The sequence below is a fragment of the Mycoplasma phocoeninasale genome, from assembly GCF_012934885.1.
Taxonomy (GTDB): Bacteria; Bacillota_I; Bacilli_A; order Mycoplasmatales; family Metamycoplasmataceae; genus Metamycoplasma; species Metamycoplasma phocoeninasale.
Window position 1 is genome coordinate 199,546 of record NZ_CP051480.1, and the last position, 24,707, is coordinate 224,252.

The window sequence follows — 24,707 nt, forward strand, 5'->3', positions numbered from 1 at the left end:
GATTTTTTTAAAAAAAGATATAAAAACAAGTCAAGCTTTTGTTAATAGTACAATTGCTTTGACTTGAATTAATTTGCTAGTTTGTGACTGTGTGCCACTAAGCTGTGACTTCAGGTTTTATTGGATCAATTAATCATTTACGAGTTTGTTTTTTAATTTCTTTAATATGGCCAAGTTCTAGATAAATAACTTTATCAGCCAGTTCGGCAACATCAGGGTCATGGGATACAATAATAATGGTTGTCCCATAATCACGATTAATTTGTTGGAGAATTTTTAGCACTGTTAAACCGGTTTTTTCATCTAGTGCACCAGTGGGTTCATCAGCAACAATTATTTCAGAATTCTTAGAAATTGCTCTTAAAATTGAAACTCGTTGTTGTTGACCACCTGACATTTGTGAAGGGTATTTATACATACAATCTTCCAAATTAAAATCTTTGAATAGTTTTTTGATATTTAAGTGTTTTGATTTATCTTTTTGTAAATATGCACCAGTTTCAACATTGTCATAACTATTTAAATTTTGTAGCAGGTTATAGTTTTGGAAGATAAAAGAAATATTTTCTCTTCGAAATAATGTTTGTTTAGCATCATTTAAATATGGTAAATTAACATTATTAACAATTACTGAACCACTAGTAGGACGATCAAGTGCACTTAGAATGTTTAGCAGCGTTGATTTACCTGAACCTGATTTACCGTATAAGATGGCAATTTCGCCTTTCTCAACTTGTAAAGTGATCCCTTTTAGAACATCAGTGGCAACATTACCAGATAGATAGGTTTTTTTGACATCTTCAATTTCCACAATAAAGTTACCAGTATTTTTTTTGTTAAAATCTGCATCTTTTTTTCGTGGTTTATTATTTGCTAAACGAAATTTTTTAAGTGTGGCATTATCTAAAACTTTAATCACCACATCATCATCTTTGATTTCAAATGGTTCTTTATGACGATGAATATTAACTGCATTTAGATCTGAGATGTTACTATCAGTAGATTTCTTTTTCAGTTTTTTTTCTTTTTTATCTTTGGCCATTATTTTCCTTTCAAGGCATCAACAGCCTTAACTTTGTTTAGACTCTTCCACGTAATAATTGAGGTAATAGCGAATACCGATAAGCAAATAACGGCACTTAAAATAATCGTGGACACATGTAATGCCAGCGGCAGAACAATTTGACTTGTCGCCATTAAAAAGGCATTAAAGATACTAATTATTGATAGAGTAATCGGAATCATCAGTAAACATGCCATGAGGATACTTGGAATAAAGTTTGAGAAGAATAGCATAATCTTTTCTTTATTAGTATAACCAAGTACTGAGAATATTGCTATTGCTCTTTTATTAGAAGCAATCATTATATTAGTAATTGCCACTAAAATAACAACTGATATGATTAGTGAAATAATAATTAAGGCAACTAAGATTGTATTAACAGTTTTAGAAATTTCGGAAATAAATCCAACTTCAATATCCTTACTATTAACATCAAATGAAGCGCCATACATAACATTTTTGCCATAAATCGAATCCGGTTGTGTACCATAGAATTTTAGTAATGTTTCTCTAGCAATATTTTTGTATTTATCAAGTGCTTCTTCAGGTTTTGAAGAAATAATATTCTCAATATCAGCTTCACTAATTGATAATCTAGATTTTAGAACATCTAAATAATTTAGCTTAGCGTCTGGATGCGCTTCATTATAAGCATTAACATTATGTTCAAACACTGAGGTGTACTTTTTATTTTTATCTGAGATGAAAATATTTTTGAATAATTCCCAGACATCAGCATCATTATAATTAGCAATATCAAAGCTACTTGCAGCTCCTCAAAATCCTGTTGATGAATATGTTGTTAGTGTGTCAATGGTTTGAACTGGAGTATTATCATTTGAAAGAATTCCATTAAAGGCGTCATATTTTCGATTAAATAAATATTCGTATTTATCCTTATTCTGTGGATCTAGTTTGATTGAATTATTTAGCTCATCAATTCTTGCTGCTTTTAGTCTTTCTGTTAGTGTGTCATATCCTAGAATATGATCTAAAACATCTTTCCTTGAAACGAATTCACTATTAATGTAAGTTTCTGAAATGCCAATAACTTTAAAAGTATATTGTGTTTTAGGGCCAGTTTGACCTAAAGCTTTATGACTGAATCTATCAGCATGATTTAGTAAATCAAAGCTAAATTTAGATCCAATTCCTAAATGATGTCTTTTTGAGGCAACTTCATTCAGAATAACGGGAATATCTTGATTTTCAGATGAATTGAAATCATATTGATAATCATAAAGTTTATTAATTAGATTTTCACCATATGAGTTTTTAAGACTGATAAATCTACTATCTTTATAATAACCGTAAATTCTGCTTTCTTTTTTATCAATTAATCCTGAGGCATAAGTGTATTTTTCATTTGTAGCATCATTTCAATACACACCACCAAATGAAACGAAGAAATCAATACCATTAACTTTATTATAAGCATTAATTAGAAAGTTACGGTAATCTTCACGGTTACGAGAAGTTTCGACTTTTCTAGGTTTTAGATAAATTTGGTTAATTGGATCTCATTCAACATAGTTAAATTGTTGATTAATTTTTGAACTTGAACCAGTATTAAGATTATCACGAAGCAAGAAGAAATAACTTGTACGATTTGATAAATCTTCAGTTTTTCCCGCTTTAAAATCCTCGATAAATTTATCAATGTTCTTAACAGCAATTAAGTTATCATATGCGGCATCAGGAGAAATATTGGTAAAGTCAGTATTGTTTTTTAATTTTGTCAAATCAATTATATTTTGAGTTTTTTGCATTTCAAATGAAATACGTTTAAAAATTTGGGCAACTCTAGCTCTTTGCGTTTCAGGCATATTAGCATAAGTAATATCTCATGGACTCAGTTCAACTGATAAACCTAGCAGTATATCCAAAGATGATTTAGTAATTACTGTTGGTGAAAATGGTCTTTGAACAACATCAGTATTAAATGAAGCGCCGGGTCTTAAAAAGTTTGGATTATTATAATCTAATTGACTTCCATTAGCAGATGAACCACCAGATAGATCATTTGGAATGTATAAAAGCGCATTTAAATCACTTTTATCATAAGTGACATAAGGACCGCCTTCAGTTGTTGGACTCTCTAGATCTAATTTAAATTTATATAACCGATCTTCATATGTTTTAGAAATTGCCCTATTAAAGACATTTGTTGACGATAAGAAGAACATCGAAATTAGTGAGGTCGTTGAAAATGATAGAAATAGCGAGAACATTTTTCAGAAGTTATTTAAGGCCATTGAAGCAATATATCTCATCTTAATTGGTAATTTTTTAAAGATTGATGAAATTCTTCTTGCCACATTACCAACAGCAACTTCTGTTAATCCATTCATTAATTCTGTGGCTTTTTTATTAACTGAAATTACAGTAATAACAAAAATAATTAATGAAACAAATACCAGTGGTATCAAAATCGTTCCAAGTAATCCAAGCGCACTAAATGGAATAATATTCTGCTCCAGTGTCCAGTATGATGAAAGAATTTGCATCGTTGGTCTTTGTAAAGCAAATCCAAAGATATACCCGAAAAGCCCACCAATACCAGCTGGAATTCAACCAAAGACTGAAAATGATAAAGCGATTTCACCAGTTTTATAACCTTGAGCTCGCAAAATACCAACAACTTTATTTCTTGCCTCAATATATCTTTTAATAATGAAGTAGACAATAAATGCTACTAAAATAGTTAAAATGATAATTAGTCAAATAGTAGTATTTTGAATTGATGAAACGATTGAACGAACAGTAACAACTCTAATATATCTTTCAGGATTAATACTATCTTGTTCATCTCGTAGAAATACTTTCTTAAGTGAACCAGGAGCGACGTCATTAATAATTTGTGAAATGTTATTTTTTAATTCAGTTGGAGATTTTCCTTCTAAATATTTACCTTTTTCATCAGTTGGAGATTTAATTAGTGCATAAGTTTTAAGGGCAAAGGTTGGATAAGCTGAACGAATTCGATCAAATCCTTTGTCATTTACATAAACTATTGCTTGAGTGTTAGTATCAACTTGAATATTTTCTTCATTAACAACAGGATATAGATAATCAGCTGTCCCATCAATACCCACAATTAAATATTCTTGGGTATTGATTCTAATTTTGTATTTATCATCCAAATTATCAATAAATAATTGCATTAAATATGGATTTTTTAAATATTCATCATCAATTTTACCAGTGTAAACCTCTTTGTTATTTGAATTTAAATATCCATAATTAACTTTAGCAAAATATGAGCTTGAATCTGAATAAGAAATTAAATTTGAAACAGTAATACCATCAATAATTTCATCAAAAACAGCATTAGTAATTTTGGTAATATTAATTCCAAAAATGCTTAAATCTGAGCCATCTTCTAATTTTAAAAATGAATTTATGATGTGATTAAAAAATGAAAAGTCTAAGGCGATTGAAGCATCATTCTGTGATTTGATTAGCGAGTTATTACTATCAAATGTTTTAGTAATGGCAAGAATTTCATTTCTTAAATCATTAATATCAGTATTTTGAAGATTATTTAAAATTTTTGTAACAATGTAAGCAAGATTACCTTGATTTGGATTTGGAGAGAAAAAGTAGTATAAAACGATTTGCGGAAAACTCATGAAGGCAAATGGATTAAATAAATTACGTGGCACATTTATCAATGATAAATATGATGGTAGACTTGACGCTTCAAGAGTTTGCTTGTAGATAATATCAAAAGTATAATCTGAATCAATTAATGGAGCTAATTCACCACTGTGTGATGTTTTTAGAAACGAATTTAAAAATGTTGTTAATGATTGTAGATAGAAAGTTGGCATCTGATCAGCTGAGACAATATATCCAAAATTATAAGAAAGCTCATTTGAATTTGATAGCAGAATATTTTTGATTTCCTCAATTGTTTTAGCAGAAATATTAAATGATTGTAATTTGCTGAAAAACTTGTTAAATGTAGAACCGTTGTTAATTAATTCAATTAATTTTTTATTAGCTTCTGAAGTGTGAGCATTTGAGTAAGCAATTTTTAAAAATGAATCACTGCCACCTAAAAAACCAAAACCAGGAATTTGATTAATAACTGCATCGTAATTCGCCATCTCTTTAATAATTTCAGGATCTTTTGAAAGTTCAAATAAAGAAATTAGAACTTGACGAATTTGATCATATGTCAAATGTTTTTTACTGAAACTTTTTTGAATATATCTTTCATTAGTTTCAGGATCAATAATAATTTTTTCTTCCTGTTCACCTAATTTATTTAAATAGTAGGCTAATTTAATTCAAAAACTATATAAAACAAATTCGTTTTTAATAACATCATTGTCATTTCTAATCATTTTCGAAACAAAGAAATTTTCTAGTGCTGAATGAGCAAGTTTTAGTAGTGAATGGTTTTTAGATCTAACAGTGGGATTGTCATTAAACACTGCTGATCGAAAGGCTAGATCACCATATGAAGCAACGGCTTTTTCTCCATTTGAAAAAGTGTATGATCCGTTTGATTTATAGTTTTTAATTTGAATTTTTTGTAGAAGAGCACGATAAATTTCTAATTTTTCAAGAATTTTATTAGGATCTCTTAAATCGAAGTTGTTAGCTAAAACATAATCAACTATAAATTTGTATTCACCAGAAGTTAATGAAATTAAAGTTTTATTTCTAATGGCATTTTTTGTCTTTGAAATGATTCTATCAACAAATAGAGTATTATAAGGATCAACTTCAAGAGCTACATTAGGAATATTATTAGAATTTGCATCTGGGAAATTAAAGTTTTGAATTCCTAGTAAATCAAAAATAGAAATTTTATCAGGATCATTATCTGGAATTACTATGTCAACTGGTGAAACAATTTTTCTTGTTTTTGACGATAGGTTTAAAATCTTAATAATTGCTTGTTGAATTTGATTTATTTTACCATGTGATATGTCATTTCCAGCAGAGCTAAGTGATGAAAGAAATGCTGCTAAATAATCAGCTTGTGATAGTATTTCGGTTCGATAATCATTGTAAATACGATTATTAGCCGTAATAGTTGACTTTTGGGTTTTAATTAATTTAGAAAGTGAATCAGCAAACTTGCTAAAGCTTACATTACTAATTAATTCTTTTAGTCCCTCATTAATATTGTTATATGAACCATTTTTATTAGCATCAATTTTTTTAAAGAAACTACTAATGGTTTGTTTATTTTCCTCACTAACTTCAACATTAGCATCTTCATTTGCTGATAATCATTTTTGATAAATGCTGCGAGATGATTCAGGATCTAAAAAACCTTTAAAATCAATACTATCGATAATTTTTCCTAAACCAATTTTTAATTGGTATTCATCAATTGATTGAATAAAACTTAATGTCGCTCTATGACTTGATAGTGTTCAATAAGTGTCCTCAACTCTTGTAAAAGGGGCATAAGGATGATTTTTATATCAATCTTGAATGATTGCTGAAAATTTAATAAAATCAATTGAGTTAATAATATCGCTAAATGCATCAAAAATTAAATTTTTATCTTTTATAAAATCAAATAAATCAACTAATCTAATTTTTAATTGCGGAATAACATAAATATTATTAATATTTAAAATACGACTAATTTTTTTAAGCTCATCTAATAAATATTGGTCACGTTTTTCACTAGACAAACCGCCTGATTCATATTGATTTTTTAAATATTTAACAATTTTATTTAAAAATCTTTTAATAAAAACATTAGCGTTAGTATTAGGATAGTCTAAATTTTGAACATTAGAGTTAGCAGGTTTAATAATGTATTTAATTGTGTCAAAAACAACTTTTTCTAAAATAAATTGGTTAGTTTTTGCCGCAGCTAAAAGATTGTGAAAACCATTAACTTGAACACTTTGAGTTAAAGCGTTTAAAATTCGATTAGCATCGTCCTTATCGAAAACATTTTTAAAATCTGATTTTAAGATGATTTCCTTAATTTTTTCAATTAGACCATTAATTGTCTTCTTTTGAATAATTTCTTGTGTTAATTCATTTGATACTGAACCAAAAACAAGTGGTAAACTAATTGAGTTTTTGAAAAATGGATCAATCTTGGCTCATCCGTTTTTACCGATTTCACCACGAATTGTGTATTGTTCCTTGACTAAATAATCATAGATTTCTTTCAAGGTGAATGATTCTTTTCGATTTTTAATAACTTTATTTCAAACTTTGTTGCTATTAAAATTTGGAATTTCTGATTTTTGTAGTAGAATGTATTGACCTTGTTTTGGCATAGCAATTGCCCCAACAATTGATGCACCATTTGGTCCTTTTGGCTCATCAGCTGCCTTGGTTAGAATTAGAATTTTGCCATTAATTAAATAAGGAATTTTAGTATTAGGTAAAAAGTCATAATAATCAACAAAACGAATGTCCGCATTAAAATATCTAGTGTCAGGAGTAAATGCTTTAAAAATTGAATCAATAAGTGACAATGTATACACTGGCGGTATTTTTTTAATCACTTTGCTATTTAATTCTGGTTTTAGAATAAAACTGTCAATATTTTGGCTTTCAACTGACTTGCTTAAAAGCGAAGGATTTAAAGTTTCGTTAAACAACTTTCCAACATTTTGTTTTATCCCTAAAAGTCTGTTTTCATTATCACCAGTATTAATAAAGTGGAAAACATTTTTTTTGGTAGTTTTATCTTCAATACTTTCAACCGTTAAACTTTGTCTAATACCAAGATTTTCAGATCCAACTTGTCTTCTAATGTCATTTATGATTGAAGTTTTTGCAAAATTTGTAGCACTATCGCGAACAAATTCTTGTTGTTCCTTAAATTTGTCGCTATTAATAATTGCATTAAAATCTTCGTCACTAACATCCTCGTTGTTTGGCGTTGATCCAAATAATTTAAACTCGATTTGTTTAATATTTGAATAGATAGTGTGTTCATTATTTGCTTTTTCATTAGGAATAAATTTATTTTCTTTTCCTCCACTCCAACTCTTAGCAAATGATTTGGCCAAATCTTCACGTTCAATTGGTACAACTTGGGTTATAACTTTTGATTTTTGATTTCCAATTTGATATCTAGTTTCAATGGTTTTATTTCAATATGAAAAATAGCCAATTTCACGGTATTTTCTCGGATCTTTTTGTTTAAGTTCGGAAATAAATTTTAGATAAGAACCCTTTCAATTAGAACTATTTTCATCTTCAATTTCATCTCAATTTAGAACGTAACGGTATCAATTATAGAAAACTTTTGTTTCCGTTTTTCTAATTCATGAATCTGGAATTCTATAAGTTTTATTTGCGGCTAGCGGAATTCTTTTAAAAGATTTTGACGATAATTCATGATTTTTTAAATAATTAGCCAAATTGAAAGTTTTTTGAATTTTATCATTTGGGTCAATTTTATTATTGTCAGTTTTGAAATTCGCTTGAAGTTTGATATCTGCTGAAGTTTGTTTATCTCTGTTGAAAACATATCTTCCATTAGTTTTTTCAAATCCTAATATGCTTAAAACATCTTCACCAAAAATAGTGGCTAATGTTCCTTCGGCTTTTCATTTATCATATTCAATTGTTGAAAATGAAGCTTGCTTAGTTTCAGTGTTAATAAATAGTGGCGATGATGAGTAGATATAATCAGAGTTTTTAGGAACATCGCGTTTATCTCTTTCCGAATAAGCAATATTTAAAAATTGTCCTAGTGAAATATCACGAACCAAAGTAATTTGGTCATTAGCTGTGATTTTTTTATCTTCAAGCACTTCTTGGAATTTACCATTTTCTTTTTTATAGAGATTAAAAAAGCGATCATTTCCTTGAAAGCTAAAATTACGGATATTTGCAAAGTTTGGATTATCTTTGATGATTTCGAAGTTAACACTTGAAATGCCGTATTTACTTTCATAAGCAAAACGCATAAAATCCTCAGTGCGAATGTAATAATTATTATCGCTAACATCTCAACCATCAAATTTATTTTTTAACTTAATGTAATTTTCATCCTCTTCAGGAAGGTTAATTGAATATGAAATGTTTGAATCATTTCGCAATGATTCAAAGACAACTGGTTCTTTCACTTCAGTGACATTATCAGAACCGATTTGATTAAACCCGGACTTAGGCGCAATACCTGATGGATTAACATCTAAATCTGTTATTAGATCATGTAGTCTAGAGACTTTGTCATATGCATTAATTGTTGATGCATAACTAGTTTTAACATCATTTAATAGCGTGAATAAAAATGTAGTCAAAAATATTAATATTGTCAAACAAATTAATGTAACTTTATTTTTTGAAAGTGATTTAAACACTTCCTTAAATAGTCTGCGCATTTGAGTCCTTTCTTAGTTGAATAAAAATAATAGAATTATATACTTTTGGCAATTAAATTAGATTTTTTTAGTTTTGATTAAAATTTTTACAAAAAAATATAACATTTATGTTTATTATTTATGTAAATAAAAAGACAACAACTAGGTTTTTTTGCCTTTAGTTAGATTGTCTTTAATAATTTGCGATCAATTTCTCGGAATATCAGCTGGTGTTGAATCGTGTTTTTTATAACAAACTAGAACATTGTCAATTTCAAAAAACCTTTGAAGTTTGACTATGTCAAAATTTATATTTAATTTATTAGAAATTCATTTAGCATTAGCAATTTCAGCCAAATAGTTTTTTGATTTTAAAAAGCAAAATGTAGAGTTGATTTTTCCAAGGTGATGAGAGATCTCGACTAAGTTTTTTAATTCACTAACTGCTCTAGCACTAATGAAGTCAAATTTTTCGGCAGATTTATCATCTTCTGCTCTAGTTGCCTTAACTTTGATATTGCTGAGATTTAATTTTTCTGCCACAAGCTTTAGAAAATTAGCTCGCTTTTGCTGAGGCTCAAAAATAGTTAATTTAAAAACTGGATTATATATGAAGTATGGAATTATTGGAAATCCCGCACCTGAACCAATATCTAAAACGTCTTTATTCTCAAAATTGAAAATTTTTGTATTTATTTCATCAAAAATTAAAATTGATTCAATAATTCCTTCTTTAATAAGTCTTTCATCATAAAAACCAGTCAAATTATAGCTTTTATTTTCCTGCTCAATTAATTCATAGTATTGATGCAATTTGCTAAAAATTTCATCATCTTGAACTTTTAAATAGCTTTTTAGAATAGCAAAACTCTTAGCGACTGTAAGCATCGTATATTTCTGTTATTGATGTATTTTTGATATTTGCTTCAATCACTTCACCTAAAAATTTTGCCATTGATAATTCACGTAATTTTGAAAAATGCAATAGGTTAGAATGATCAATTGAATTAGTAATAATTACCTCATCAATAATTTCACTATTTTCAAACATTTCAAAACCACGAGAAAATAGTCCGTGTGTTGCAGCTATAACAATCTTTTTTGCTCCCTGTTCTTTTAGAACTCTGGCAGCGTTTAAAATTGTTCCACCAGTGTCAATGATGTCATCATAAATTATAACATTCTTATTTTTTACATTTCCTAGAACACCCATAATTTCTGAGACGTTAGGTGCGGTTCTTCTTTTATCAATAATAGCAATTTGATCCTCATTATTTAATAGTTCTGATAGTTGACGCGCTCTAACGGCACCACCATGGTCTGGTGAAACTATAACAAATTTTTCTTTTCTCTTTCTCAGTTCATTTGAAAAAATAAATCTTCCTCTTAAATCATCAACTGGAATATTGAAAAACCCTTGAATTGAAGGATTATGTAAATCAATAGTAATAACCTTATCAACTCCCGACACTTCAAGCAGATCTGCAACTAATTTTGCGGTAATTGGTTGCCTTCCTGATGATTTTCTATCTTGACGTGAATAGCCGTAGTAAGTTAATACACAAATAATTCTTTTAGCACTAGCTCTTTTTAATGAATCAATAAAGATCAGTAGATTCATCATATTTTCATTCACAGGTTTTGATGTATTACATACAACAAAAACAGTTTTATTTCTAACGGTTGTATTTGAATATAGTAGACATTCTCCGTCAGAGAAAATAGTTTTTTGAACCGGAATAATTTCCCGCTTTAGAACCTTACCAATTTCATCGGTTAATTCTTTTGAATTTTCCATCCCAAAAATAAGTACATTGTCGTTTTCGTTCTTTTTCATTTTGCCTCTTTTTTTGTTAAAATTTTGCGATTTCTTGTAATTAAATATACTATAAAGTTTACTATAAAATAAGATCATTTAAGTAACAATAATAATTTATTGCAATAAAAATATGATGGTAATTATTTTTTAATAATATCTTAACTATTTCACTAAAAATAAAATCAAAAATTAATAGTGGAATCTTAACATTATTAACAATATTTTTTAAATTTGATATCTAATTTTAAGTTATTTTAATTAATTATTTTCTAAAAGTAAAAGAGAGATTATAAGAATTGATAAATTTAAAAAGAGAGAATTTATGTAAGAAGGTAAATAAAATGACAAGCAGCAAAAAAACTGACATTATTTCAGGAATATTAATTAGTCTAGGAATAATGCTCTTTGCTTTAATTGCAATATTCCAAATTAGAAGTATTGCTTATGATCTTGCAAGAAAATTTCCACAAGGACAAAATATATTTATTATTAACGCTCTAATAGTTCCAATAATATCAGCAATCTTAATTAGCTTAGGTACACTACTACAACTAAAAAAAGAAACGAAATTTCAAAAATCAAAGCCAATTAACATTTTTCTTTTAGTTATAATGATTTTACTAATACTAGCTTGGATTTCCCCATACGTTGTTGTAAATTCAGGTGCTTTTAATACATCATATACTGACGCAGGAAATGAAAATCAAATATTAGGAAAAATGAAAGATAGTAGTCGAATTTTAGTTAATGAATTTATAGCAACTCATGCTATACTATTCTGCGGAACATTTCTACTAACAGCTTCATTATTTTGAATTCCAATAACTTCATTCAATATTCATAAAATTAGAAAAGCTAAAAATATTTAGATCTAAAAAAAATCTCTTCATTAGTTTTTAAAAACAAGAGATTTTTTTGTATAAATTACTTAATTTAAGATTGTCCTAATTGCAATATTAACTTCTCAAATTATAATTTAAAATGACAAATAATAGGTAAGTGGTAGATCTTTAAAAACTATGCTAAGGACATACCTTCTCTCAACTTAACTTTAAAATTTGTTACGAGAATAGAAATGACAATATTGATGTTAAAAAATAACAGCTTTGCTTTTGAATAATAATTAGTGTTGCATAGTTAACTTTGCTTACTAATAGCAATTCCTTGTTAAAATATTGATCAATTTTTAGACAATATAATTGGTAAAAATAGTTTATTTATATATTTTGTATTTTTATAGTTCAATTATTTCAACACTTTAATTAAATATAGATAATATTTTTGGCATTAAAAGCGATGCTATAATCTAAAAAATCCAAATTCGCTACATAAACTACACTAACTGAGATGATTCTAATAATTTTTGTTTTATCTAAATTTTATCTAAGTTATCACCTCCTGATAGCAATAATTCATAAGAGAGTTTGCCATCTTCAAAAAGACTTGTCCGGAAATAGCATGTCAATAACAAATAACCCCAACATATAATTATTTAAATCACTACATTTAGAAATATTTTCATATAAATTTAGCACTACCTTAATATTCAAACCTTAATATCATTAGTCATCTCAAAAACAATTAGATCTAAAAATATTTCTTAACCAAACTTTACTAATGCCTATTGGCTGATGTTTTAAATTATTTGCGCTAAAATCTTAATCATAAAAATTAACTAAATTTCTAAGGCATATAAAAAAAGCTATTAAAATAGTGGATTATTGCTCATAAAATTGCATTAAAAAAATGGCAGTAGTGATTATTGTGCCATTTTCTTACTTACTAAATTATTTTTGTTCCTATCTTTTATGTTTAAAAATAAAACTAAGAAGTTCATGGGAATTTCGATATTTTCACATGAAAAACTTTGAATTTTCTTCATAACTTGACAGAAAAATATTTTTTTCAACATTAATTTTTTGATATCTTTCCTTACTAATGTAGTCTTTGAAGTTTTCTTGAGTTATTTGCGGATTTTTAACTTCAAGAAAATGAAAATTAAGATTAACTTTATATGCATATGTACTTCGCAGCGCTTGAGATGGAGATAGATATAATGGTTGAAGATCAAGATTTTGAACAATTGAGATTTTATTGTCATATAATCCAACTTCGCTTTTAGATGTATTGGGTTTAATGATTCTTTCATAATCAAATGATAGTTGCGGTTGAATAACTAAAACATAATTCTTATTTTTATCTAGTTTAATTTTTTTAGAAAGTTCAGGCAATTGTTCTCGCTTGTAGTTTGTTAAATATTCCATTATTGGCATAAAATGTTTTATGAAGTCACGCTCAGAACGCTTTGGCTCTCTTAACATTCGTTCAAAAATATCTTCACCATTGTTGATGAAATAAAATAGTACATCTGTATTATTAGTGTCATTAATGGGGTCGAATAAAAGACTTGACATAGGATACTCATCATGTGTGATTGATGTATTAGGAAGAGGATAAAATACTTCAGGTTTTGTGCGACCCTCAATATTGAAATCTGATGGGAGGTCGACTTTTTTAAAATTGGCATCTTCATTTTGTAGCGCTATTCCATTATCAGCATCATCTTTATAAGTTACGTGTTTCGCTAATCGCAAGTCAAACAGTGTGTTTATTTTTAGTGTGTGATTTAATATTTTTTGATACTCATTTTCAAGTTCTCTTTCCATTCTCTTTCTGGAATTTGCTGTTGTGCAAGAAATAACTATCATTGGTGAAATAATTGCAGCAGTAATTAATGAATATTGTAGAAATTTTTTCATAACTTTTATCCGATCTTTGTATATATTTTTAAGTAATTTAGCTTACTAGCTAAGAGAAGCATTTGTGTTAGTTTGCATTGTATGCTTTCTTCTAACTATAATTATATAATTTATTACTCTTAAAATAAAGGGGGAAATAATTCCTTATGATAAATATCTTTTTATTTTCATTAAATTGAATATTAAGAAAATATTATCATAATTAAATATTGAAAATTTATAAAAAAATGGCAATATTGATTATTGTGCCATTTTCTTACTTACTAAATTATTTTTGTTCTTATCTTTTATGTTTAAAAATAAAACTAAGAAGTTCATGGGAATTTCGATATTCTCACATGAAAAATTTTGAATTTTCTTCATAACTTGACAGAAAAATACTTTTTTCAACATTAATTTTTTGATGTCTTTCTTTGCTAATGTAGTCTTTGAAGTTATCTTTAGTTATTTGTGGATTTTTAACTTCAAGAAAATGAAAATTAAGATTAACTTTATACGCATATGTACTTTGCAGCGCTTGAGATGGAGATAGATATAATGGTTGAAGATCAAGATTTTGAACAATTGAGATTTTATTGTCAAATAATCCAACTTCGCTTTTAGATGTATTTGGTTTAATGATTCCTTCATAATCAAATGATAGTTGCGGTTGAATAACTAAAACATAATTTTTGCTTTTATCTAGTTTAATTTTTTTAGAAAGTTCAGGCAATTGTTCTCGTTTGTACTTTGTAAAATATTTCATTATTGGCATAAAATGTTTTATGAAGTCACGCTCAGAGCGCCTTGGCTCTCTTAGCATTCGTTTAAAAATATCTTCACCATTGTTGATGAAATAAAATAGCACATCTGTATTATTAGTGTCATTAATGGGGTTGTGTAAAAGACTTGACATAGGATAATAATCATGTGTAATTGGGTTATCAGGAAGAGGGTAAAACACTACAGGTTTTGTGCGACCCTCAATACTAAAATCTGATGGGAGGTCGACTTTTTTAAAATTGGCATCTTCATTTTGTAGCGCTATTCCATTATCAGCATCATCTTTATAAGTTACGTGTTTCGCTAATCGCAAGTCAAACAGTGTGTTTATTTTTAGTGTGTGATTTAATATTTTTTGATACTCATTTTCAAGTTCTCTTTCCATTCTTTTTTTAGAATTTGCCGTTGTACAAGAAATAACTATCATTGGTGAAATAATTGCAGCAGTAATTAGTGAATATTGTAAAAATTTTTTCATAGCTTTTATCCCATCTTTGTATATATTTTTAAGTAATTTAGCTTACTAGCTAAAAGAAGCATTTGTGTTAGTTTGCATTGTATGCTTTCTTCTAACTATAATTATATAATTTATTACTCTTAAAATAAGGTTAATAGCTAGTTTTAATCAGTAAGAGATGGAATATTTGACTAATATTTGAAATCCTATAGATATTTTTTCTTACTTTCAATTTTTATTTCTAAGAACTATGACTAAGCTCCAGATCTACTTAATTACAAAATTTTGGTTTTATGAAACTTAATAAACATATAGAGCACTTTGGTTATTAGTGCTTTTTTAAAATAATTTAAAACGTTTTTAGTGTAAAAATTGCTAATTTTGTCCCTATATAAAAGGTAGAATTTAATTGTGAATTTTAATTAAAATAAATAAATATAAAACTAATGCGAGGATTACTATAAGCAATAAAAATAAGAAAATCAAGTTTGGTCCAACTTATTGAAAATCATCATTGGTTTGGGGGGAAAGAAATGAACAAAACTTATAAGATAACTAATATTGTTTCGGGGATTTTGATTGCAATTGGATTAGCTCTTTTTGCTTTGATTGCCATATTTTTAGTTGAGAGTTATGCTAGAGATTTTGTTGACAATCGCATTCATCAAGAACGATCAACTTATATCTTTTATGTCTTAATAGTTCCAACTCTTTCGGCCATCGCAATTAACACAGGAATATTTTTACTACTCAAGCAACAAGAAAAGTTAAAGAATTCAAAAGTGGCAAGTGTAATTGCGTTAGTTGTAATGATTTTCTCGATTTTGATTATTTCTTGGTTTTATGTTATTTCGCTTATTGGTGTATCAATATCTAATTATACGTTTACTTATAATGATAAACTTGTCAAAAACGTAATTATGAAAAGAGATATTATTAATGTTTCATTATTTATAGAACATCATACAATAGTATTCTGCGGAACGTTTGTCAATGTTACTTCAATCTTTTGAATAGCAGCAACCTCAACAAATATTTACAAAATTAAACAAGCTAAAAACGGTCTAAAATAAAACTAATCTCTGCTAATATCACAGGCAGAGATTTTTATTGATGTTGAAAAATACAAAATATGAAAGCAATTAATAAACAACAAAATTCCACTAAATTTAACGATATTTTCTGTCATTTTCTTAAATTATGCAAGTCAAAACAATGAAAAAATTTTTTGCCAAATTATAATTTGATTATATACATTAAATTATCTAAGATCTAAGGGGGATTAAAAATGGAAAAGACTTATAAGAGGAACAAGATTGTTTCAGGGATTTTGATTGCAATTGGATTAGCTCTTTTTGCTTTGATAGCCATATTTTTAGTTGAGAGTTATGCTAGAGATTTTATTAGCTACCGTCTTAGTAGTGAGCGATCAACTTATATCTTTTATGCCTTAATAGTTCCGACTCTTTCGGCCATCGCAATTAACACAGGAATATTTTTACTACTCAAGCAACAAGAAAAGTTAAAGAATTCAAAAGTGGCAAGTGTAATTGCGTTAGTTGTAATGATTTGCTCAATTTTGATTATTTCTTGATTTTATGTTACTTCACTTATTGTGGCATCAGTGTATGATTACCACCCACTTAAAAATGCTATAATCGACCCAAATGAAGTACATAAGGAAACTAAAATTCAATTATCATGATTCATATATAACCATGCGATAATATTTTGCGGAACATTTGTCAATGTCACTTCAATCTTTTGAATAGCAGCAACCTCAGCAAATATTTACAGAATTAAACAAGCTAAAAACAGTCTAAAATAAAACTAATCTCTGCTAATATCACAGGCAGAGATTTTTATTGATGTTGATAAATTTAAAATACGAAAGCAATTATAATAAACAACAAATTTGCCTAAATTTAACGATATTTTCTGTCATTTTCTTAAATTATGCTAGTCAAAACAATGAAAAAATTTTTTGCCAAATTATAATTAGATTATATAAGATCTCAAGGGGGATTAAAAATGGAAAAGACTTATAAGAGGAGCAAGATTGTTTCAGGGATTTTGATTGCAATTGGATTAGCTCTTTTTGCTTTGATAGCCATATTTTTAGTTGAGAGTTATGCTAGAGATTTTATTAGCTACCGTCTTAGTAGTGAGCGATCAACTTATATCTTTTATGCCTTAATAGTTCCGAATCTTTCAGCCATCGCAATTAACACAGGAATATTTTTACTACTCAAACAACAAGAAAAGCTAAAGAATTCAAAAGTGGCAAGTGTAATTGCGTTAGTTGTAATGATTTGCTCAATTTTGATTATTTCTTGATTTTATATTAGTTCACTTATTGTAGCGTCAGCATATGATTACCTCCCACTTAAAAATAAAATAATCAACCCAAATGAAGTACATAAGGAAACTGAAATTCAATTATCAGGATTCATATATAACCATGCGATAATATTTTGCGGAACATTTGTCAATGTCACTTCAATCTTTTGAATAGCAGCAACCTCAGCAAATATTCATAGAATTAAACAAACTAAAAACAATCTATAATAAAACAAATCTCTGCTAATATCACAGGCAGAGATTTTTATTGATGTTGAAAAATCTAAAATATGAAAGCAATTATAATAAACAACAAATTTGCCTAAATTTAACGATATTTTCTGTCATTTTCTTAAATTATGCTAGTCAAAACAATGAAAAAATTTTTTGCCAAATTATAATTATATTATATAAGATCTCAAGGGGGATTAAAAATGGAAAAGACTTATAAGAGGAGCAAGATTGTTTCAGGGATTTTGATTGCAATTGGATTAGCTCTTTTTGCTTTGATAGCCATATTTTTAGTTGAGAGTTATGCTAAAGATTTTATTAGCTACCGTCTTAGTAGTGAGCGATCAACTTATATCTTTTATGCCTTAATAGTTCCGACTCTTTCAGCCATCGCAATTAACACAGGAATATTTTTACTACTCAAACAACAAGAAAAGCTAAAGAATTCAAAAGTGGCAAGTGTAATTGCGTTAGTTGTAATGATTTGCTCAATTTTGATTATTTCTTGATTTTATGTTAATTCACTTATTGTAGCATCAGTGTATAATTACTACCCATTTAAAAATGATATAATTAATCCAAATGGAATGCACGAAAAAACCGGGCCTTTAACTTCAGCATTCATATATAACCATGCGATAATATTTTGCGGAACATTTGTCAATGTCACTTCAATCTTTTGAATAGCAGCAACCTCAGCAAATATTCATAGAATTAAACAAGCTAAAAACAAGCTAAAATAAAACTAATCTCTGCTAATAGCACAGGCAGAGATTTTTATTTGCACCCTTATTTCTAGAATACAAAAAAATATTAAAAAGGCAGAATTTCAGCAAATTTAGCAGTATTTTTCCATTATTATTTTAAGTAACATGCGATCTTGTATGATACAAAAATTTTAGATTATACTATCATCGGTATACAATACCGTATTAGCAGGATATATGCCAGATTATACTTGTTTAGTTACATCACTTTTTAGGCACACAGAATCTTATTTGCATCAAATTTTAGATGATTGATTAAAAAATAGCACAAGTACACCAAACGGAAAAAATAAATTTAATTACTTTCTTCTAAATCAAACTACAAATTTATATGAATATAATGATAAAAATGCCAATTTAATAACTTCGATACAAAAGAAATATCTAAATGAGTTGTATAGTAGATACAATAAATTAAGACACCCATTTTCTCACTGGTCGGAAAATTCGGTTGATGCACATGTTATAGTAGATATAAAATAGGCTCGTAATTTAATTTTAGATGGTTTAAAGTTTATAAACGAATATTATTTAATTTTTTAAATGATTTTTAGAAAAGTAATTAAAAGAAAATGAGGAAAATCTAATGAAACTATATTTAATAAATAGTTTAAAAAAACAAGAATTTGATGTCATAATAACACTATTAGATTATAAAACTCAAATATCTAAATACTTAAAAGCCATTAGAGTATCATCTAGTGGAATTAATAAGTTATTAATAGATACCGTATTATGTTCGGGAATGAATGAATATCGTTTTATCGAGGTAACTTTAAATGAGGATGGGACCATTAATTTAAAGAATTATAAATATGTTAAAGTTAGCGATGATATGTTAAAAATCGCAAATAAAATTGTAAAGTGTAGGCTCTTGTTTTTGAAAAATTCTATATTATCGAAGTCACAGATTAAAAAAATTGCTCAAAGCTAACGTATATAACATGTAAATAACAGATAGAAAAGTTACAAACAATTAAAAATGCCTTTATCTCTTGTGGCAAATTGTTAATTAAAAAATATCTTTAGTATGGATAAATTAAAAACATAACCTTGCGATTATGTTCTATATTTATATATTCTAGGATTTATTACTATGCTGTTTTTTCATTGTTAATGTATTCATTAATTTTGTCAAAGATATCACTAAGTTTTTTATCTGGAATATTATTCGTTTTTTCTTGAAGCATTTCCTTCAAATTTTCAATTGTACTTGACCCTTTTAGCAACATATACTCTGACTTATCATTGCTAATATAGGCTAAGATTAGTGAAAGACTTGAAGTAGTTAGTGGCTGTTGATAGTCTTGAATATACTTCTCATATGCTTCAATTAGTTTTGCAGATTTTGCTTCATCATAATCGTTTTCATGGCTTTTAACTTCAATTAAAATTTGATGATCTTTTTTGTAGATGAACATAAAATCCGGATATGAGTTTTTAATACTATTATCTTCAGAGTAATACTCAAAACTCATGCCATTAATTACTGGGTTTTTTGATCATATATCAATATTTTTATATTCTCTAGTTTGATTTAAATAATTAAAAACATTATGAACAAAATTTATTTCTGGTTTACTATCAAAATAGTGTTTATTAGTATCTTTTCTAAGAGTATTTAAATATGCATATTTAAATTTTTCTTCATCGATTTTTAGTTCATTATTTGTGCCAATGTATACATAATGGTTATTTGGCAATGTCTTTGAGAATTTAATTAGATATTCACGTAAATTATTATTTAATGATACATTTTGAATTGATTTTTTATAACATTCGCGAATTTTTGTTAAATAATGTCTTGATAGAATATATCAAAATAGGTAAATTGAAATTTTATTATCTTCATTATTTTTCAAAATAGTAGTAGAAAATCAATTTTGTATTCCATTAACAATTTTTGCTGGAAGAAGATTTGTATTTGCTTTTTTAAAGTTTAAAACATATTTTTCTAGCTGAATAGTGTTAAAAATTTTTTGCTCAATTAATGACCTTTTGCTGCTACTATCGCCATCAAAAATTTCTATCTCTTTGCCAACTAAATAGCCAAACTTTTTGAAATGTGAAATGTAATCATTGCCAAAGTTAAGTATTTGATCTTTAGATAGTTGTCGAAGAATTTCATCCAAAAATCTATCATTATCTGCTGCATTTAGTAGCAGATCTTTATTGATGTTTCCGGTGGCAAAAATTTTATCATGATACTCTTCTCTAAGTCGGAAATTTGCAACTTCTCGTTTATAGCTTGAATTATTTGAATAAACATAATAATCATTAGCCACACTATTACTATCAAAAGCAAATCCAGGATTAGGATTTCTTTTAATTCTACCAATTGTTTGGACACTTAATGTGTCTGATGAAACATTTCGCAGTTGAACTAGCATACAGGCACGAGGAATATTTCAACCCGTTGCTGGTCCAACTTTGAAAATAATGGCATCAATATCCGAATTATCTTTTGAGATGTCTTTTAAACTTTTAATATCTCTCTGCTCTGAATCAATTTTATCGCTGCTAAAATATTTAGCATAAGTAAGTCCATGTCTTTTTAAACAATCAGTGATTTCATTAATTCTATTCTCAAATTCCTCTTCATGATCTTTGCGTTTATCTGATACTTGAATTAGCATTGCTGGATTAATGTTAAATAATCCTGGCTCTACTTCTTTATTGTTATAACATTTGTTTTTTAGACGTTTAAATTGCTTACAGGCTTGTTCTAAAATATCAATATTGTCGATTTCTTCTTCATTTAATTTATCAATACCAACATTGTATTTTAAATTTCGCTTTAGTAGCTGAATGCTATCGGCTTCTAGTTGCTTTTCGGTGATAATAACTTGTTTATTCTCACCCTTTGGAGTAGCAGTCATTTTAATAATAAAATTTGCTGCATTTTGAATATCAGTCTCAAATTTCTGTTCTAATTCATTTAATTTATTTTTTTTATCACCACCATAGTGCGCTTCATCACGGATGTAAACAAGTTTATAACTTTCATTTTTAATTTGATCTAAAAATGCTTTGAGAATTCCATGCTCAGTAAAGATACGATTTTTTCCAAATGAAGATGAGCCAAAGATAATAACCTTTTCATTTTCGGCTACAAATTTAAATTCTCGATCTTTTAAATTTTTATCGCTAACTGATGGTGATTCATATCTTTGAATATTCATGCCACGATTATTCAAATAGACGGCATAGTCACGTAAATTAGATTCCATTTGTTTTGGCAGATCAGCTGAGGAAAGAGTAGCAATAACAAAAATTATTTTTTGATTAGAATTTAGTTCACGATTAAAAGAAATTGCCTTGTCAATAAAATTAGCTAACATGAATGTTTTGCCTGAACCAGTTGGTGCCTTGAATTCAATTATTTTATCTTGACTGCTAGAATAGCTATTGATGAAATATCCAACTAATTCGTTAACAGCATTTGATTGAACACTAGTTAGTTGCATCTTTATTTTCCTCTAATGGTTCAAGTGCTAATAAATCGGCTAATAAATTCTCATCTGAAATATCTCTGCTATTAAGTCCAAAATATAAAGCTGACTTTAAAAATTTTTTTTTAATTTTTTGATTAGTATCATCTATTTGGTCAATGGCGGTATTATATTTGACTAAATTAAAGACATTTAATGAACTATAATATGGTTCATTTTTTTCGGCTCACGGAAAACTTTCACCCTTGCTTCCTTTACCATTGTTAATACGGTAAAGTCTTTCGTAAGTAACATCTTCAGCAATATTATTTTCATTATTTGTTACAAGAGTAAAACTACGACTTCCGCCATCTTCTCGATTTAAGTCCAAAACAGCGTGGCCTGTTGTTCCAGATCCGGCAAAAAAGTCAAGAACACGAGCATTTTTGTTGGGGTGAGATAACATTAATGTCTTTAGTAAATTAATTGGTTTAACAGTTTTAAATTCATCATTTTTATTTAGCGGACTAACTATAATGTCATATAGTAAATCTTTGCCTGTTTTATTATTTAATGTTGGTCCAAATATTAATGACTTAAAAATAAAATCAAAGTTTCTTTTCTTTGTTTTAATGTTATAAAAATCACCATTTTTTTCTATAAATAAATCATTTTTGCATAATTCGATTTTCTCCTTTGATCATCTTCAAACTAATTGCTCACCTTTTTTGTTTTTTCTTGGTCAAATTTCTTTAACAAAATTTTCCTTTTTTATAGTAGATAATTCTAAATTTCCATTTACTTCATAAATATATATCGGAAAAAACAAATTACTTCGAGTTCTTATATTAAATTCAGAGTTAGTGTTTTCCAATAAATTTTGAGAGATAAATTCCCCACTTATATCGTTTAATTTATCATTTTTTCTTTTGTTGTAAACATTTGGCATAGTTGAATTAGCATAATCTTCATTCAAGTCATTAAACATAAATGTTTTATTTTTGTAGACCAAAACATATTCATGAGTTAGTGCGAAATTAGTATTAACTTGTCTTCCCTTTATATTCGAAATAAAGGGAATATTTGCAATAAAATTCTCCTCTCTGAAAATTTCGTCCATTAGTACCTTCAAATAAGCTTGTTCGGTATCATCAATTGAAACAAAAATTACTCCATCGTCTTTTAGGAGTTTTTTAGCCATTATTAGTCGTTCATTCATCATGTTAAGTCAGCCATTACGACTAAATTTATCACGGTAAACAAATTTAGATGCCTTGACTTTTTCTTTATCATCAGCAACAGCATTACCATCCGATTTCGCTGATTCAGTATTATATGGGGGATCAATGTAAATTACATCATAATTATACTCAAGCCCCGCTCTCTCTCTCTCTCTCTCTCTCTCTAGAACTAGTAAATTCTTTAGTGCGTCATAGTTTTCACCAATGATTAGTGTGTTTTCATTTTCATTTTGTTTAAGAATGTTATGAAATGATTTTTTCTCATCATATTCTAAGACAACCACTGATTTTGAATCAGTAGTTGGCGCAATATCAAATTTAAATCCCGTTTTAACTCTTTTCACTAAAAATTGAAAAACATTTTGCAAATCTTTTTCATCTTTAACATTTTGCAAAATTTCTTTACACATTTGCTTTTGATCTTTATTAAAGTCAAAAGAATCAATGCTATCAATTTTTGCAAGATATTCAGCTATTAATTTTTTCATTACTTCCCCTTTTTAAGTTTACTAACTTTAATTATAGCATTATGCAATATTTATCAATTAGTTAATTTGTAACTGTTAGTAGATATACCATACAATTTAAATTATTATTTATGGGGCAATTTAAATAAAAATAATTTTTGATTTTTCTTAAGTTTATTGATTAATTTTTTTTGACAAAATGAATAAATCCTATTTGCAACAATATCTGCTGCCCTAATCAAAAGATTACTACTCGAATTTACATAACTAAGATCTAAGGAATTTAATTTCTCAAATATTGGCTCAAAATATTTATTATATTCATAATTAATAATTCCAATTTTGAACTCTTGCTCTAGACTTTCTCTTAACTCATATTTTCCGTTAGTTGCTGTAGTGTGTTCGTCAACAAAAAAGTGAATGTTTTTCACATCATTAGGTGAAATAATTTTAGTTTTAATTAACTCCTCGAAAGCTTTTTTTATTGCAATTTTATATGCAAAATCTAGATATCTTTGCTTTGATTTTTTGTCATTAAATATTTTACTATTAACCGCCAATTGATCTATCACAACTCCAAATTTGTAGCAATTATTTAATAACTTAAATAATCTTCCTTTTTCATTTTGAGAAAGTATATTAGCTTTTAATTCCTTATTTTTATCATAACCATGCTTAGCTTTTATTTGCCTTTCAGCACCTGAATAAATTCTAGAATATTCATCTCTATTTTTTTTCTCTAAAAAAATTAGACCTCCAAAAACAAAATAATGATTATGTTTTTGGTCAAATACTCCAGATTCATCTGAATAAACAAAAATATCCATTATAAGTCTCCCATAAAAAAAGACCACTTTAGAAGTGGTCTCCCCTTTAGTCGACGACATTACATGTCGCTTAAACGCAAGTTCGATACCAAAGGTAGACAGCAATGTTTTAACAACAACTGTACTTGCATTTTATCATTTTTTTAAATAAATTTTGAAACTTTTTTCAAGAAAATAATTATAAAAACGAGTTCACAACATTTTTTATATTTATTGACCAGAATTTTGATATAT

The 24,707-nt window shown here is 27.6% G+C and carries 16 protein-coding genes; 7 read left to right on the forward strand and 9 right to left on the reverse strand.

Going from position 1 to position 24,707, the window contains the following annotated elements:
- Nucleotides 1–97: 97 nt before the first annotated feature.
- The 4 genes from HGG64_RS00925 to HGG64_RS00940 form a co-directional block, all read right to left on the reverse strand.
- Nucleotides 98–1,042, reverse strand: a complete 945-nt coding sequence (locus HGG64_RS00925; protein WP_169580100.1) for an ABC transporter ATP-binding protein — start codon at nt 1,040–1,042, stop codon at nt 98–100.
- A complete protein-coding gene (locus HGG64_RS00930) occupies nt 1,042–9,393 on the reverse strand; it encodes an FtsX-like permease family protein (RefSeq protein ID WP_169580101.1) in 8,352 nt (2,783 codons plus the stop codon). Before HGG64_RS00930 ends, HGG64_RS00925 begins: the two co-directional genes overlap by 1 nt.
- Before the next feature lie 141 nt (nt 9,394–9,534).
- Nucleotides 9,535–10,260 (reverse strand): 16S rRNA (guanine(527)-N(7))-methyltransferase RsmG, encoded by a 726-nt coding sequence (gene rsmG, locus HGG64_RS00935; protein ID WP_169580102.1) that lies wholly within the window; start codon nt 10,258–10,260, stop codon nt 9,535–9,537.
- Nucleotides 10,244–11,209, reverse strand: a complete 966-nt coding sequence (locus HGG64_RS00940) for a ribose-phosphate pyrophosphokinase (RefSeq protein ID WP_169580103.1) — start codon at nt 11,207–11,209, stop codon at nt 10,244–10,246. Before HGG64_RS00940 ends, rsmG begins: the two co-directional genes overlap by 17 nt.
- Before the next feature lie 323 nt (nt 11,210–11,532).
- Here HGG64_RS00940 and HGG64_RS00945 point away from each other — a divergent pair, with 323 nt between their 5' ends.
- Nucleotides 11,533–12,060 carry a hypothetical protein gene (locus tag HGG64_RS00945; RefSeq protein ID WP_169580104.1) on the forward strand — a complete coding sequence of 176 codons (528 nt, stop codon included), beginning with the start codon at nt 11,533–11,535 and terminating at the stop codon, nt 12,058–12,060.
- A 930-nt stretch (nt 12,061–12,990) separates the two neighbouring features.
- Here the strand turns inward: HGG64_RS00945 and HGG64_RS00950 are convergent.
- Nucleotides 12,991–13,950, reverse strand: a complete 960-nt coding sequence (locus HGG64_RS00950) for a hypothetical protein (protein ID WP_169580105.1) — start codon at nt 13,948–13,950, stop codon at nt 12,991–12,993.
- 280 nt (nt 13,951–14,230) lie between these two features.
- A complete protein-coding gene (locus tag HGG64_RS00955) occupies nt 14,231–15,190 on the reverse strand; it encodes a hypothetical protein (RefSeq protein WP_169580106.1) in 960 nt (319 codons plus the stop codon).
- A gap of 512 nt (nt 15,191–15,702) precedes the next feature.
- Here HGG64_RS00955 and HGG64_RS00960 point away from each other — a divergent pair.
- From HGG64_RS00960 to HGG64_RS00985, 6 genes are all read left to right on the forward strand, one after another.
- Nucleotides 15,703–16,242 (forward strand): hypothetical protein, encoded by a 540-nt coding sequence (locus HGG64_RS00960; RefSeq protein ID WP_169580107.1) that lies wholly within the window; start codon nt 15,703–15,705, stop codon nt 16,240–16,242.
- 215 nt (nt 16,243–16,457) lie between these two features.
- Nucleotides 16,458–16,997 carry a hypothetical protein gene (locus HGG64_RS00965; protein ID WP_169580108.1) on the forward strand — a complete coding sequence of 180 codons (540 nt, stop codon included), beginning with the start codon at nt 16,458–16,460 and terminating at the stop codon, nt 16,995–16,997.
- A 203-nt stretch (nt 16,998–17,200) separates the two neighbouring features.
- Nucleotides 17,201–17,737, forward strand: coding sequence for a hypothetical protein (locus HGG64_RS00970; RefSeq protein WP_169580109.1), 537 nt, complete (start codon nt 17,201–17,203; stop codon nt 17,735–17,737).
- Nucleotides 17,738–17,943: 206 nt separating this feature from the next.
- Nucleotides 17,944–18,483 carry a hypothetical protein gene (locus HGG64_RS00975; protein ID WP_169580110.1) on the forward strand — a complete coding sequence of 180 codons (540 nt, stop codon included), beginning with the start codon at nt 17,944–17,946 and terminating at the stop codon, nt 18,481–18,483.
- Between the two features lie 162 nt (nt 18,484–18,645).
- Nucleotides 18,646–18,990, forward strand: a complete 345-nt coding sequence (locus tag HGG64_RS00980) for a hypothetical protein (RefSeq protein WP_277345687.1) — start codon at nt 18,646–18,648, stop codon at nt 18,988–18,990.
- A 103-nt stretch (nt 18,991–19,093) separates the two neighbouring features.
- The gene (locus HGG64_RS00985) at nt 19,094–19,441 is read left to right on the forward strand and encodes a type II toxin-antitoxin system RnlB family antitoxin (protein WP_169580112.1); all 348 of its coding nucleotides are present in this window, start codon (nt 19,094–19,096) and stop codon (nt 19,439–19,441) included.
- 160 nt (nt 19,442–19,601) lie between these two features.
- Here HGG64_RS00985 and HGG64_RS00990 read toward each other — a convergent pair whose 3' ends face one another.
- The 3 genes from HGG64_RS00990 to HGG64_RS01000 form a co-directional block, all read right to left on the reverse strand.
- Nucleotides 19,602–21,974, reverse strand: a complete 2,373-nt coding sequence (locus HGG64_RS00990) for a DEAD/DEAH box helicase family protein (RefSeq protein ID WP_169580113.1) — start codon at nt 21,972–21,974, stop codon at nt 19,602–19,604.
- Complete coding sequence (locus HGG64_RS00995; protein WP_169580114.1) at nt 21,961–23,667, reverse strand: site-specific DNA-methyltransferase; 1,707 nt, start codon at nt 23,665–23,667, stop codon at nt 21,961–21,963. Before HGG64_RS00995 ends, HGG64_RS00990 begins: the two co-directional genes overlap by 14 nt.
- 104 nt (nt 23,668–23,771) lie before the next feature.
- A complete protein-coding gene (locus HGG64_RS01000; RefSeq protein ID WP_169580115.1) occupies nt 23,772–24,473 on the reverse strand; it encodes a DUF3800 domain-containing protein in 702 nt (233 codons plus the stop codon).
- Nucleotides 24,474–24,707: the final 234 nt, after the last annotated feature.